This window comes from Bradyrhizobium sp. SRL28 (genome assembly GCF_018596315.1).
GTDB lineage: Bacteria > Pseudomonadota > Alphaproteobacteria > Rhizobiales > Xanthobacteraceae > Bradyrhizobium.
This window is the reverse complement of record NZ_JAHEAG010000003.1, coordinates 146779-159607: the sequence shown is the minus strand read 5'-3', so window position 1 is coordinate 159607 and position 12829 is coordinate 146779. Positions and strand designations below refer to the sequence as shown.

13 protein-coding genes are annotated in these 12829 nt (G+C 60.8%); 11 read left to right on the top strand and 2 right to left on the bottom strand.

The genetic code is table 11. The annotated features are described in order from the left end of the window. Positions 1–18: 18 nt before the first annotated feature. A complete protein-coding gene (locus KIP88_RS08610) occupies positions 19–291 on the top strand; it encodes a diguanylate cyclase (protein ID WP_308163323.1) in 273 nt (90 codons plus the stop codon). Between the two features lie 278 nt (positions 292–569). Then, positions 570–2834, top strand: a complete 2265-nt coding sequence (locus KIP88_RS08605) for a TonB-dependent siderophore receptor (protein ID WP_214487473.1) — start codon at positions 570–572, stop codon at positions 2832–2834. 29 nt (positions 2835–2863) lie between these two features. Here the strand turns inward: KIP88_RS08605 and KIP88_RS08600 are convergent, their stop codons facing one another. Beyond that, entirely contained in the window at positions 2864–3505 is a 642-nt protein-coding gene (locus KIP88_RS08600; RefSeq protein WP_214487472.1) for a TetR/AcrR family transcriptional regulator, read from the bottom strand. A 190-nt stretch (positions 3506–3695) separates the two neighbouring features. Between KIP88_RS08600 and KIP88_RS08595 the strand changes: the two genes are divergently transcribed. The 6 genes from KIP88_RS08595 to KIP88_RS08570 all read left to right on the top strand — a co-directional run bounded on the left by KIP88_RS08595 (position 3696) and on the right by KIP88_RS08570 (position 10858). Further along, positions 3696–4982: an HlyD family secretion protein gene (locus KIP88_RS08595; RefSeq protein WP_214487471.1), complete on the top strand. Its 1287-nt coding sequence runs from the start codon at positions 3696–3698 to the stop codon at positions 4980–4982. Between the two features lie 50 nt (positions 4983–5032). After that, the gene (locus KIP88_RS08590; protein ID WP_214487470.1) at positions 5033–6616 is read left to right on the top strand and encodes a DHA2 family efflux MFS transporter permease subunit; all 1584 of its coding nucleotides are present in this window, start codon (positions 5033–5035) and stop codon (positions 6614–6616) included. Between the two features lie 328 nt (positions 6617–6944). Next, the gene (locus KIP88_RS08585) at positions 6945–8747 is read left to right on the top strand and encodes an ABC transporter ATP-binding protein (RefSeq protein ID WP_214487469.1); all 1803 of its coding nucleotides are present in this window, start codon (positions 6945–6947) and stop codon (positions 8745–8747) included. Beyond that, on the top strand, positions 8747–9256 hold the full coding sequence (locus KIP88_RS08580; protein WP_214487468.1) for a hypothetical protein: 510 nt from the start codon (positions 8747–8749) through the stop codon (positions 9254–9256). Before KIP88_RS08585 ends, KIP88_RS08580 begins: the two co-directional genes overlap by 1 nt. Positions 9257–9654: 398 nt before the next feature. Beyond that, complete coding sequence (locus KIP88_RS08575) at positions 9655–9894, top strand: hypothetical protein (protein ID WP_214487467.1); 240 nt, start codon at positions 9655–9657, stop codon at positions 9892–9894. A 610-nt stretch (positions 9895–10504) separates the two neighbouring features. Further along, on the top strand, positions 10505–10858 hold the full coding sequence (locus tag KIP88_RS08570) for a nuclear transport factor 2 family protein (RefSeq protein WP_214487466.1): 354 nt from the start codon (positions 10505–10507) through the stop codon (positions 10856–10858). Positions 10859–11379: 521 nt separating this feature from the next. On the opposite strand, the gene KIP88_RS08565 is transcribed toward KIP88_RS08570, so the two are convergent. Further along, positions 11380–11715: a DUF1236 domain-containing protein gene (locus KIP88_RS08565; protein WP_214487465.1), complete on the bottom strand. Its 336-nt coding sequence runs from the start codon at positions 11713–11715 to the stop codon at positions 11380–11382. Between the two features lie 155 nt (positions 11716–11870). On the opposite strand from KIP88_RS08565, the gene KIP88_RS08560 reads away from it, so the two are divergent. The 3 genes from KIP88_RS08560 to KIP88_RS08550 all read left to right on the top strand — a co-directional run bounded on the left by KIP88_RS08560 (position 11871) and on the right by KIP88_RS08550 (position 12592). Further along, positions 11871–12065 carry a hypothetical protein gene (locus KIP88_RS08560; protein ID WP_214487464.1) on the top strand — a complete coding sequence of 65 codons (195 nt, stop codon included), beginning with the start codon at positions 11871–11873 and terminating at the stop codon, positions 12063–12065. A 159-nt stretch (positions 12066–12224) separates the two neighbouring features. Continuing rightward, positions 12225–12365, top strand: coding sequence for a hypothetical protein (locus tag KIP88_RS08555; RefSeq protein WP_214487463.1), 141 nt, complete (start codon positions 12225–12227; stop codon positions 12363–12365). A 38-nt stretch (positions 12366–12403) separates the two neighbouring features. Continuing rightward, positions 12404–12592, top strand: a complete 189-nt coding sequence (locus tag KIP88_RS08550) for a hypothetical protein (RefSeq protein ID WP_214487462.1) — start codon at positions 12404–12406, stop codon at positions 12590–12592. The last annotated feature ends 237 nt before the right edge of the window (positions 12593–12829 follow it).

Below are 12829 nucleotides of genomic sequence, written 5' to 3'. Positions count from 1 at the left end.
GGCGGCGAGGAGTTCGCGGTGCTGTTGCCGGGGGAAACCGGCCAGGGTGCATTTGGGATCGCCGAAGAGATTCGCGCAAGCGTGTTGTCGCTTAGACTCCAGCAGCAGGGTCGCCTTGATATTTGTCCGACGATCAGCGTCGGCGTGGCTTCCATGGTTTCGCAAGTTGGGTTGACGCCAAGCGACCTGATCAAATCGGCCGATCGGGCCCTCTACGAGGCCAAGCGTTCGGGACGCAACCGTACGGTCGCGGCGCCGACCATGGCAAGCGCCCATCGCGTGGCGGCCTGAGAGCCATCTGATCCGGCGCAGTGATGTGGAGGCTGCGGCGTGTGGATATGGGCGCACGCTAGGCACGTGACAGCGGTTGCAGGGATCGCCGTGTTCTCGCACCACATGATATTATTAGAATCATACTAATTCCAAATTTTAATCCGGCGGCTGCGATTCATCCATTTGGAGCAATACTAAATTCTAAACGCGTGATTGACGCGCGCTGTATCCTTCACGCACTTCATCGCGATGGTTGCGCTTGTTACTGGTCCCGCGCAAAGCGATGAGGACTGGAAATGAATGCATGCTTGAAGACCGCGGGATGGCTCGGCGCCGCGCTGCCGATGCTCGCCGCGATGATCGATGTGACGCCGGCGCAAGCGCAATCGTCCGCACGGGAATTACCGGCAGTCGTCGTCGACCAGCCCTCACGTCCGCCGGCCGCGCGATCGCGCCCCGCACCCAGGCGGCAAGCCACGTCGGCCGCGAGCCGCCGCGCAGCCCAGCGCGCGCAGACGCCGCCTGATGCCGCGGCAGCGGCCGCCGGCGCACGCGCCGAAACGGGGACGGGCCCGGTGCGCGGCTATCTCGCCAACCAAAGCGGCACCGGCACCAAGACCGACACGCCGCTGCGTGAAACGCCGCAATCGATCACGGTGGTCACCGCCGACCGCATCACCGACCAGGGGGCACTGACCGTGCAGGAATCACTGCGCTATGTGCCCGGCGTGTTCGCCGATGCCTATGGCCCGGATTCGCGCGGCGATTATCCGCGCATTCGCGGCCAGGATCCGAACATCTATCTCGACGGCACCCGCGTGGTGAACACGTGGCAGTTCAACGAATGGCGGCCCGATCCCTTTACGCTGGAGCGCATCGAGGTGCTGCGCGGTCCGGCATCGGTGCTATATGGCGACACCTCGACGGCCGGTCTCTTGAACCTGGTCTCGAAGCGTCCGCAGCCGGAGGCGTTCAACGAGATCGGCGTGCAGTATGGCAGCTTCAACCGCAAGCAGGTGCAGATGGATAGCACCGGCAAGCTGACCAAGGATGGCGAGTGGCTTTATCGATTCGTCGGCGTATTCCGCGACAGCAATTCGCAGACCGATTACGTCAAGGACGACCGCATCGTGCTGGCGCCGTCACTGACGTGGCGGCCGACCAACAATACGAACTGGACCGTGCTCGGCACATATCAGAAGGACACGACCGGCTCCTCCACCGCGTTCCTGCCGCATGAAGGCACGCTGTTCCCCGGTCCCAACGGCCTCATTCCGGTGCGGCGATTCGCCAGCGATCCGAGTTTTGACAAGTACCAGACCGAGACCGGGGCAATCTCCAGCCTGTTCGAGCACAGCTTTGGCGATGGACTGAAGATCCGTCACAACATGCGCTACACCCATGTCGAGGGCATCTATCGGTCGGTATATCCGGACAATTATTCCAACCCGGCCGATCCATTTCTTGATCCTGCGCACCGCACCGTGGCGCGTTGGGTCTCAAGCCGGCAAACGACCAAGGACGCCTTTACCTCGGACTCCAACGCCGAACTGAAGTTCGCAACCGGCGCGATCACGCACAAAGCGTTGTTCGGAGTCGACTATCGTACCCTTGGGGAGCGCGCGTCGTCGGGCTCCCACAAAGACGGCGGAGACGTTACTCCGACACCGTTCGATCTCTACGCCCCTGTCTACAATAGCGTCGTCCCGCCCACGCTGACGGCCGAGCCTGACCTGAGGCAGAGTCAGCTCGGGCTTTATGCGCAGGACCAGATGCGGCTTGGGCCGTGGCTGGCTGTCGTTGGGATTCGCCAGGATTTCGTCAGCAACAATGTGCAGGGCTCGCCGGCCGAAGACACCAGGGCGACCACCGGCCGCGCGGGACTGATGTACGAATTGCCGTTCGGGCTGACGCCCTACGTCACCTACGCGCAGTCGTTCACGCCGATCTTCGGCTCCGCCTGCGTCGGCGGCATCTGCAAGGCCCAGCAGGGTGAAATGGTCGAACTCGGCTTCAAGTACAATCCGATGCCCGGCACCGCGATCAACGGCGCGATCTTCGACACCATCGAGAAGAACCGGCTGGCGAGCGATCCCGGCGGCACCCTGTTCTCGGTCCAGACCGGCAAGGTGCGGATTCGCGGCGCCGAACTCGAGGTGATTACCCGCGTGACGCCGGACCTCGATCTGATCGGCGCTTACTCCTACCTCAATGCGATCGTAGAAAGCGGCGACAATGCCGGCAAGCGTGTCGAAACCGTTCCCGAACACCAGGCCTCGCTATGGGCGAAGTACCGGCTCACCGCGCTCGGGCTGCAGGGTGTCACGGTTGGTGGTGGCGTGCGCTATATCGGCGTCTCCTGGGATGGCGCCGACAAACTCCAGACGCCTGACTACACCCTGTTCGACGCGATGATCCGCTATGAGACCGGGCCGTGGCGGTTTCAGGTCAATGCCAGCAACATTGCCGACAAGCGCCATCTCACCACGTGCCTCGCGCGTGGCGACTGCTTCTACGGCATCGGCCGCACGGTGCTCGGCAGCGCGACGTACAGGTTCTAGGGCATGACGACGAAAAGGGGAGGCCGGTCTTACGCCGGCTTCGCCCGATACGTCTGCAGAAACAGTCGCGTCGCGCTGTCGACCACACGCGCGATGCGCTCCGCCGATGGTGCCGGCTCTGCCTGAAACACGAACGGCAGAAACAGCGTCGCCTGGCACATCTGCAGGAACTGCGCTGCTGCAAGCACGCAATCGTCGATCGCAAGATCGTCCGGCCCGACATGGGCCTGCAGATAGTCGGCGAGACGGTTGATCGTCTGTGCCAGCACGTTCTCGTAGAACTGGCGTCCGACGTCGGGCATCCGTTCGGCGATCGCCATCACCGTGCGGATCGACGATCCGCCGCCTGGCCGGCAGATTGATCCGATGTAGGTTTGGCCAAATTCCCGCAGCGTGGTTTCGACATCGCGTTTGGGATCGAGATTGTATGCGATCTTGGCCTTTTCGAGCGCTTCGTCCTCGACGATCGCTTCGAAAAGCCGGCTCTTGTCGGCGAAGTAGACGTAGAGCGTGCCCTTGGAGACGCCGGCGGCACGCGCGATCTCGTTCATGCTGGCCCCATCGAAGCCCAGATCCATGAACACCTTTCGCGCGCCATCCAAAATCTGACGGCGCTTCGAACTATCTTCCTCGCCAAAGGGATGAATAGTGTTTGGTGTGGATGCAACCATTGGTTTATCTTCTCGCGCAAGAATTCAACCCGGGGTGCAGGCCCGCATTTCGTTTCGCTTTATGGTAGGTACTCCCGAAACGTAAGTTGACCGAACCGTTCGGTCAATGCTACATTTTGTCTCGATGTTCCCCGCGCGGCAGGTTCTAGGCTTGCGCCCGCGCCGCGTTATTGGATTTGGGAGGCCGATGATGGCCGCAGCGAGAGACCAGGCCGCGCGCATCGTTCGCGCCGGGCTCGAAACGGCGGAGGATGCGGCCGACGTCTCGGCCCAGCCGCGCGCTAGCGTTGCGGAAGAAGCAAGGCGTCGACCTGCGGAAGCGCCAGGTGCGCCGTCCGAAGCGCCCGTTGCGGCACCCGCAAGCGCCGCTCCTGCGCCGGCGGCGAAACCGGGCAAGCGCAAATTCGTCATGATCGGTGCGCTCGCACTGCTCGCGCTGGCCGCGATCGGTTACGGCGTCTACTTCGTCCTGGTCGGACGCTTCTATATCTCGACGGACGACGCTTACGTTCGCGCCAACAACACCACGCTTGGCGCCCGGGTATCGGGCCATGTCGCGGCAATCCTGCCCCGCGACAATTCGATCGTTCGCGCCGGCGACGTGATTTTCAGGATCGATGACGGCGACTATCGCATCGCAGTGGATGCCGCGCGGAGCAAGATCGCTACCCAGCAGGCCACCATCGATCGCATCGGCCGTCAGGTCACGGCGCTCGAAAGCGCTGTCGAGCAGACCAAGGCGCAGCTCGCTTCCGCGGACGCGGCGCTGAAGCGCGCCGGTCTCGACTTCGACCGCCAGCAGACGCTGAGCACCAAGGGTTTTGCCTCGCGCGCGGCCTTTGAAGTTTCAGAGGCCAGCCGCGATCAGGGCGTTGCCGCGGTGAGGTCGGCGCAGGCGGCATTTGACGCCGCGCGCGACAATGTCGAGGTAACCAAGGCGCAGCAGGCCGAGGCTCGCGCTCAGTTCGCGGAGTTGCAGACCCAGCTTGCCAAGGCCGAGCGCGATCTTTCCTTCACCTCGGTGCGCGCGCCCGTCGACGGCACCTTCTCCAACCGTCTCGTCAATGCCGGCGATTTCATCCAGGCCGGGCAGCGGCTCGCCAATGTGGTGCCGCTCAACGACGTCTTCATCGACGCCAATTACAAGGAAACCCAGCTCAAGCGCATCCGTCCCGGCCAACCGGTGAATATCTCGGTCGACGCCTATGGCCATCGCAAGTTCGCCGGCGTCGTCGACAGCATTTCGCCGGCGGCGGGATCGGTATTCACGCTGCTGCCGCCGGACAACGCGACCGGCAATTTCACCAAGATCGTGCAGCGGCTGCCGGTTCGCATTCGCGTGCCGAAGGAAGTGGCGAAGCAGAACCTGCTGCGCGCCGGCATGTCGGTCTACGTGACCGTCGATACCCGTGAGGGCGCGGCCGACGCCGACAACGAAGCCGACCTCGACGCGCCGGGGACGGTTCAACCGCAGTAGTTTTCCAGCAAAGCCCCGGGCAAGAGCCCGGCGCCCGTTCCGAGCTGATCATGGCCGACGCCACCGCTGCATCGCCTTCCACGATGAACGCCGCGGCCGACGACCGCATCCCGCCGCGACGGCTGTTTGCGTTTCTCATCATGGTGTTCGGGATGTTCATGTCGATCCTGGACATCCAGATCGTCTCGGCGTCGCTGCAGCAGATTCAGGCCGGCCTTTCCGCCAGCTCCAGCGAAGTTTCGTGGGTGCAGACTTCCTACCTGATTGCCGAAGTGATCGCGATCCCGCTTTCCGGATTCCTGTCGCGCGCGTTCGGCACGCGTTTGCTGTTTGCGATTTCCGCCTCCGGCTTCACGGTCGCGAGCTTCTTTTGCGGCTTTGCCTCGACCATCGAGCAGATGATCGTGTGGCGCGCGATCCAGGGATTTCTGGGCGCGGGCATGATCCCCACTGTGTTCGCGTCCGCCTACACGGTGTTTCCGCGTTCGAAGTTCCACATCGTCGGCCCCATCATCGGGCTGGTCGCGACGCTGGCGCCGACGATCGGGCCGACGGTCGGCGGCATCATCACCGACATGATGTCGTGGCATTGGCTGTTCTTCATCAACATCGTTCCCGGCATCGGCATCACCATCGGCGTGTGGGTGCTGTGTGATTTTGACAAGCCGAACTTTGCACTGCTCGATCATTTCGACTGGTGGGGTTTGCTGTTCATGGCGGGCTTTCTCGGCACGCTCGAATATGTGCTGGAAGAGGGACCGCAGTCGCAATGGCTGGAGGACACGTCGGTGGCGGTCTGCGCGGCGATCTGCGTGGTATCGGCGATCGCCTTCTTCTGGCGCGTGCTCAGCGCGCGGGAGCCGATCGTCGACATCAGGACCTTCACCGACCGTAATTTCGGCGTCGGCTGCCTGATCTCGTTCTGCGTCGGCATCGGGCTTTACGGCCTCACCTACATGTATCCGCGCTATCTCGCCGAAGTGCGCGGCTACAGTCCGCTGATGATCGGCGAGACCATGTTCGTCTCGGGTGTCGCCATGTTCCTGACCGCGCTGATCGTCGGACGGCTGATGGTGAAGTACGACATGCGCTACCTGATCGCGATCGGTCTGGTGCTGTTCGCGCTCGGCTCCTATCAGATGACCTGGATCACGAAGGAATATGATTTCTACGAATTGCTGCTGCCGCAGATCCTGCGCGGCGCCGGCTTGATGCTGGCGATGGTGCCGACCAACACGATCGCGCTCGGCACGCTGGCGCCGGAGCGGGTGAAGAACGCCTCGGCCCTGTTCAACCTGACGCGCAATCTCGGCGGCGCCGTCGGGCTCGCGGTCATCAACCAGGTGCTGAACGAGCGCACCGACCTGCACATCTCGCGCCTGCACGACCGCATCAACTGGGGCAACGCCACTGCGGTCGAGACGCTCAACATGTTCACCCAGCGCATGCAGGGCATGGGTGACGCCGCGCTGATGGCGATGAAGCAATTGTCGCAGATCGTGCACCGCCAGGCCGTGGTGATGGGCTATGGCGACGCCTTCTTTATGCTGACCGTATTCTATTTCGGCCTCAGCCTGTTCGTCGTGGTTTTGAAAAAGCCTTCCGCGATGGCGGCGGGGGGCGACGCGCACTAGCTTGCGTGGCAATACGCGATCACGCTGATGTCATGTTGCAAATCACCTGCGATGCATTTATAAGCAGCACATTGTCGCTCGAACCGGGGAGATTTGCATGATTTCGATGTACTCGCAGATCGCACCCTCGCGTCCGATGCTCGCGCTGGTATTTCGATCGCGTCACTGAGCGCGATCTCCGCCGGCCCTGATCGGGTCTGACGCCCGATCTCCAAAGCCTCCCAACGACTTAACGCTATTTTTCAACGACGCTTGCGTTCGCCCCTCGGGCCACTCGCGCGTCAATTCAGATGGAGCCGGCGTTGCGTGAGCGCAGCCGGATGACGCCATGACCGTTCAAACAGATAAACGTCCCGCCGCGATACGCGTGGTGATTCCGTTCGTGTTCCGCCATTGGCTGCAACAGCCCGGCCGCGCCGCCATCGTCTCCGGCGGCCTGCTCGGCGCGACCGCCGCCGACCTGTTCATGCCGATTTTCTCCGGCCGCCTGGTCGATGCGCTGACCTCAGGCGCGTCGGACGCGGCGGCGCGGCATGCCGCATTCGTTGCCTTCGGTGGGATCGTGGCGCTCGGCCTTATATCGATGATTCTGCGGCTGATCGGCCTGCAGGCGATCGTGCCGTTCACGCTGAAGACGATGTCCGACGTGTCGCGCGACGCTTTCGCGCGCGTGCAGCGTTTCTCCACGGACTGGCACGCCAACAGCTTTGCCGGCTCGACCGTGCGCAAGGTCACGCGCGGCATGTGGGCGCTCGACCTGCTCAACGACACCATTCTGATGGCGCTGGCGCCGTCGCTGCTGGTGCTGCTGGGCTCGATGATCCTGCTCGGGCTGCACTGGCCCGTGCTCGGCGCGGTCATCGCGGTGGGCACGGTGATCTACGTCTCGATGACGCTGGCGTTCTCGGTGAACTACATCGCCCCCGCCGCACGCGTCTCCAATACCTGGGACACCAAGGTCGGCGGCACGCTGGCGGACGCCCTGACCTGCAACGCGGTGGTCAAATCCTTCGGCGCGGAAGCGCGCGAGGACGCGCGGCTGGCCGGCGTCATCGGCCGGTGGCGCACGCGCGTGCGACGGACGTGGCTGCGCTACAACTACACCTCGACGGCGCAGCTCGCGGTGCTGCTGTGCTTCCGCGCGTCGGTGATCGGCGGCGCGATCCTGCTGTGGATCGCCGGTCGCGCCACGCCGGGCGACGTCACCTATGTGCTGACCAGCTACTATATCATCCACGCGTACCTGCGCGACGTCGGCATGCACATCAACAACCTGCAGCGTTCGGTGAACGACATGGAGGAGCTGGTTGCGATCCATGGCGAGCCGATCGGCATTGCGGATGCGCCTGATGCAAAACCGATCGACATCCAGGGCGGCCGCATCGTGTTCGACGCGGTGACGTTCCATTATGGCGGCCATCTTGCGCCGCTGTATGACGGCCTGTCGGTAGAGATCCGCGCAGGCGAGCGGGTCGGCCTGGTCGGCCGTTCCGGCTCCGGCAAGACGACCTTCGTCAAGCTGGTGCAGCGGCTCTATGACGTCAGCGGCGGAAGGATCCTGATCGACGGTCAGGATATCGCGAAAGCGACGCAGTATTCGCTGCGCAGCCAGATCGCGATCGTGCAACAGGACCCGATCCTGTTTCACCGCACGCTGGCCGAGAACATCGCCTATGGCCGGCCGGGCGCCAGCATGGCGGCGATCGAGCAGGCGGCGCGGCTGGCCAACGCGCACGACTTCATCCTGCGGCTGCCGAAAAGCTATGGCACGCTGGTCGGCGAGCGCGGCGTCAAGCTGTCGGGCGGCGAACGGCAGCGCGTCGCGCTGGCGCGCGCGTTCCTGGCGGACGCGCCGGTGCTGATCCTGGACGAGGCGACCTCGAGCCTCGATTCGGAATCGGAAGGCCTGATCCAGCAGGCGATGGAGCGGCTGATGAAAGGGCGCACCTCGATCGTGATCGCGCACCGGCTGTCGACGGTACGCAGCCTCGATCGCATCCTGGTGTTCGATCGCGGCGAGATCGTCGAGCAGGGAACCCACGCGGCGCTGACGGCGCGTCCGGGCGGCGTCTATCGCGGGCTGTTCGAGCTGCAGGCGACCGAGTTCGGCCGCATCTCGGCGGCGGAGTGATGCGCGTTCTTGCAGTCCTGCTCGGTGTCGGAATATGCTTCCGGCTTTATTGTAGCGGCCCTATTATTTCTCCCAGTGCTGTAATTCCAAAAAAGTGCGCGATCAAAATCACCCGTTATGAAACTAAAGAAGAGGATCCCGAAAGGGACAATCTTGCGGGGCAGTTCACTGTCGAAGGTCCCGCTTATCAGCTTATTCACGAGGCTGTTGGGCGCGTGACGGAAATGATGTCCAGCATTGAAGTCTGGTCCACCACGGGGTTGAAGAAATTAGAGTACCCGCCTGAGGCCTTGTGGAAGACGATAGTGAATGCCGTCATCCATCGTGACTACTCGACATCAGATGACATTCAAATTCTGGTGTTCGATAACCGCACCGAAATTCTTGGCCCGGCAAGCTGCCCGGCTATGTCACTGTTGAGAACATCTGAGGGCGCGTTTCCGAACACTAAATCGGTATCGAGATCCCCCAAACAAGGATCTGGGAGAGGGAGGAAGGAAACTACTTAAGGTGGTGTTGCCGCATCTTCCGCTCGCGGTGCCTACAGTTGCGATCATGGATTTCTTGCGGCAGCACGACCAGATTAGTAACAGGCAAGCTCGCGATCTTCCCGGCATAATGTCCGAGAATTCCATGAAACAGAGTTTTACAAGCTTCGGGATGAAGGTCACATCGAGCGCGTGCCGGACCTAGCAGGTAGTAGATCGGCCTGGCGTTTGACCCCCAAGGGCAAAACTTTCCTAGCCGAATGATGTCCCTCGTCTCATCAGCTCAGAAACTATTTCTGGTGATGGAATATGGGCTGGGCTGTGCGAATGCCCGGCCTAGCGCCTCTCGCTGGTGGAACCCGAATTGCTCTTGTTCTGTTAGGTATAGGCCGAGCGGCCCAACCAGCCGAGCCAACCCTATGCCAAAGATCCGCGTTTCAATGCCGGAATTGCAGCGTCGAGCGTTGTTAGAAGTAAGAAATCAGCCGGGCTGTCATAACGTCCAGGAAATAGCGATCAATCGTGTTGCACAGCACGCTGAAAATAACTGGTCGCTCTGTGTGCTTCGAGCGGGCGCGGCAGATGCCAATACCGCCGCGCGCGCGGCGGTTCACGTTCAAACTGTTTTACGCCGGGACTATGATCTGCTGACGGATTGATCTGTAGGTCCAAAAATGGAAGGCGGAGATCAAATGGACCACCGCTTCTCATTCTCGATATTCACGATTGAGATCAACGATAGGCCAACGCTTGCGTTGCAGGCTAAGAGGCACGCGGACGCGGAACGTCTTTGCGAACACAGCCGGTTACGCACAACGTTGAGTACAATCACGTCTCATGGCACCCCGTTGTGCGATGCCAGCGCCACGATGAAGGTCAGGTTGGCCACTGCCGAAGAAGCAACTCTTTATCGGCAAGCAAGGCAATCGACCGAGCCATCAAGTGACACTAACGTTGTGTACCTTGTGGATCTCGATGGATAGGCCGTGAGTCTCCGCTTTGCTGCGCATCTACGGACTCAACTCGAACATCGAGGTAGGTCCGAAGTGCCAGCAGCGGAAGCAACCCGACGAGAGAATCCCACGGCACTTATTGAGTTTAAGATTGCGCCTTGATCGCCAGAGGACGGCCGGTGAGAGGAGGGGATGATCCGGAAACGTCCGGCTTGTGCGATTGGTGACGGAATGTGGGCTGAACGACGGGTTCACCTCGTGTTCATCCGCAAATCCTTAACAGGCGCTCGGGAGGCGCTTATTGGGAGGTGGACACATGTCGGACGCCCGGGACGGCTTCGATGCCATTGGAGTTGTGGTCGATTGGATCGACGCCTGCAAGCAGCGTCGGCTAGATGATCTGCTAGACCTTTATGATGCCACGGCCACCGTTGAATGCTGCGAAGGCGGAAGCTTTCGAGGTCGATCCGAGATGGAACGATACTGGCGCCCGCGATTGGCTAGAGCCCGCTCGGATGCTTTCGAGATCGACGTTTTGATGCCCGACAAAGACGGCGTGACGCTCGATTATCGAGGGTACGACGGCTTCCCGGTGCGGACGTATTTCCGCTTCACAAGCATGGGGAAAATCAGCCTCACGGCTTGTGAGCCTATCAGAGCGGCCGCCTAAAGTCGTTAGGACCGCCACTGCCCCGGGCGGGCTCATCCGCAAGATCGTACTGCTACAAATGACTCGCAGCGCGCCCGTGCCGGAGCAAAACAGCCGATTTGGCCAGACACAAAAAGATTTGGGCCAGAGGCAACTAGCGGGAACAAGTGGCAATGTCCCAGCGTTATGTCGACGTCTGGAGGATACCGGACACATGCTAAGACGGCCTCAGCGCGTCCCCCGAAAGGCGCTGGGGCCGTCTTTGTTTAGTCGGACCAGTCGCCGGTCGCGGATGGGGCGTGGAACAAGTGGCAGCTTGTCCCCGTTTGCTCATCGAGGGCAAGATGAGGAGGAAGCAACTATGCCAGTAATATTGTTGTGGGCTGTTCCCGCGGTGATCGTTGTCGGTGGCGTTGGCTACTATTTGGTTCGCGCTGTTCACTAGTCGAATTTAGAAACGATAAGCCCGCGCCGGGTTCCGGCGCGGGCTTTTCTATGCTCGCTATGCGGCTTATGCAGCCGCATCCTCAAAGCGCGTTCGTTCAGTCGATCTCGTGCACCACGGTACGGGTGCCGGGATCTACCAGTATCACGCGGTCATTGGAATAAACATAGCGATACTTGCTGACCGAGGGTCCCCAATCCGCCGGCACTGCTTCAAGCTCAACGCTGGCAGGGACCTTGGCGCCGACAACGATTCGTTCTTGAGTCGCAACGGGTCGAATCTTCTTCTCGGTAACGTACGTCTTGATCTTAGCGCGATACTCTGGCTCGATCTGGACAGCTGCAGTGCCAATGCCGGTTGTCACGGTGGTCTGCGCGGTGGCAGTAGTCACCAAGAGCGACGTTGCTGCAGCAATCATCAAAAGCTTCTTCATCGGTTTCTCCTAGGCCGCTTGAGTGCGACGCTGCCCAACGTCCACGGGAACCGTACGTTCCAGTAGTTTTAGGCCCCCTCGATCGGGAAAAAGTAGCAACTTTTTTATGACGATCGAATTGAACGTAGGAGAGGGCGTTTTTTTGGAGTTCAAAAATGGATGAGGAATTTCCGCTGAGGGTTGCTGTTGATCAGGCTTGGACCGTGCACTTAGCCGCGCACAAGGATGTTGACGCGGCCGATCCGCGTCGTTGCTCGCTTGAGAGATACCTACGTGGGAAATGGCAAGCTGGTGAAAGCGATCCAGATGAACTGACATGCCACGGCCTTTCTAGCTCGCCTAAGGTCTGAGAGTTGGTGAGGCTGGATGACCATCTTTGCAAAGGCTCTGACCGACCTGGCTACTCGAAGTGCTCGACCGGATTGGACGTTGGCGGTGATTGCAAGTCTCATTGCATCTGGCATCGCAGCGTCGGTTCGATATGTGTTCTGGATAACAGGGTGAACTAAATGGCTGACACTGACGGTTTGAAACTCATCGGACTTGCTTTTGCAATCGTGACCTTTGTCGTCGTCACTGCAACGGCGGCGGTGGTTGCGAATGTTGATGCTGAGCAACTGGACGTGCAATCCACACTCGTTGCGAGGTAACCCGAGAAACGTCCTGTGCCGGCACTGCGAGGACGGCCATGGAATACAAAGCTTTCGAATTTGAAATCATCGAAATGACAAATCCATGTTGCTGGAAATGGGTCGTCTTTCTCGATGCAACCAAAACGCGGACTGGAATCGCGCTTACACGTGCCGACGCCGTGTTGGATGCCGAATTCGCGATCGAGAAAGCGTTGGGCTGTCATGAGCCGTCACCTCCGACATAACTACTCTAACTCGTGTCGCAGCGCGCGGACCTCTTGAAACTCTCTGATGTAAGCGGGACTCTCGCGAGCGACCCATTGCGGAAGATCATCATCCGGGTCGAAAATGTCAAAAGTGCCGAGAGGGTGGTCTAAGGCGAGCTCCAACTCGATAGAGGCAGCATGGCAAAGCAAGAGGTGCCTCTGCTGCTGGGGTTTCTTTGATTATCCGAGGTTCTCCGAAGCCTTCCGAAAGAAGAA

Excerpts from the sequence above, each read along its gene's own strand:
- KIP88_RS08585 (WP_214487469.1), top strand. The coding sequence starts at position 6,945 with ATGACCGTTCAAACAGATAAACGTCCCGCCGCGATACGCGTGGTGATT.
- KIP88_RS08570 (WP_214487466.1), top strand. The coding sequence starts at position 10,505 with ATGTCGGACGCCCGGGACGGCTTCGATGCCATTGGAGTTGTGGTCGAT.
- KIP88_RS08555 (WP_214487463.1), top strand. The coding sequence starts at position 12,225 with ATGGCTGACACTGACGGTTTGAAACTCATCGGACTTGCTTTTGCAATC.
- KIP88_RS08580 (WP_214487468.1), top strand. The coding sequence starts at position 8,747 with ATGCGCGTTCTTGCAGTCCTGCTCGGTGTCGGAATATGCTTCCGGCTT.
- KIP88_RS08600 (WP_214487472.1), bottom strand. The coding sequence starts at position 3,505 with ATGGTTGCATCCACACCAAACACTATTCATCCCTTTGGCGAGGAAGAT.
- KIP88_RS08565 (WP_214487465.1), bottom strand. The coding sequence starts at position 11,715 with ATGAAGAAGCTTTTGATGATTGCTGCAGCAACGTCGCTCTTGGTGACT.
- KIP88_RS08550 (WP_214487462.1), top strand. The coding sequence starts at position 12,404 with ATGGAATACAAAGCTTTCGAATTTGAAATCATCGAAATGACAAATCCA.
- KIP88_RS08575 (WP_214487467.1), top strand. The coding sequence starts at position 9,655 with ATGCCAAAGATCCGCGTTTCAATGCCGGAATTGCAGCGTCGAGCGTTG.
- KIP88_RS08560 (WP_214487464.1), top strand. The coding sequence starts at position 11,871 with ATGGATGAGGAATTTCCGCTGAGGGTTGCTGTTGATCAGGCTTGGACC.
- KIP88_RS08595 (WP_214487471.1), top strand. The coding sequence starts at position 3,696 with ATGGCCGCAGCGAGAGACCAGGCCGCGCGCATCGTTCGCGCCGGGCTC.
- KIP88_RS08605 (WP_214487473.1), top strand. The coding sequence starts at position 570 with ATGAATGCATGCTTGAAGACCGCGGGATGGCTCGGCGCCGCGCTGCCG.
- KIP88_RS08590 (WP_214487470.1), top strand. The coding sequence starts at position 5,033 with ATGGCCGACGCCACCGCTGCATCGCCTTCCACGATGAACGCCGCGGCC.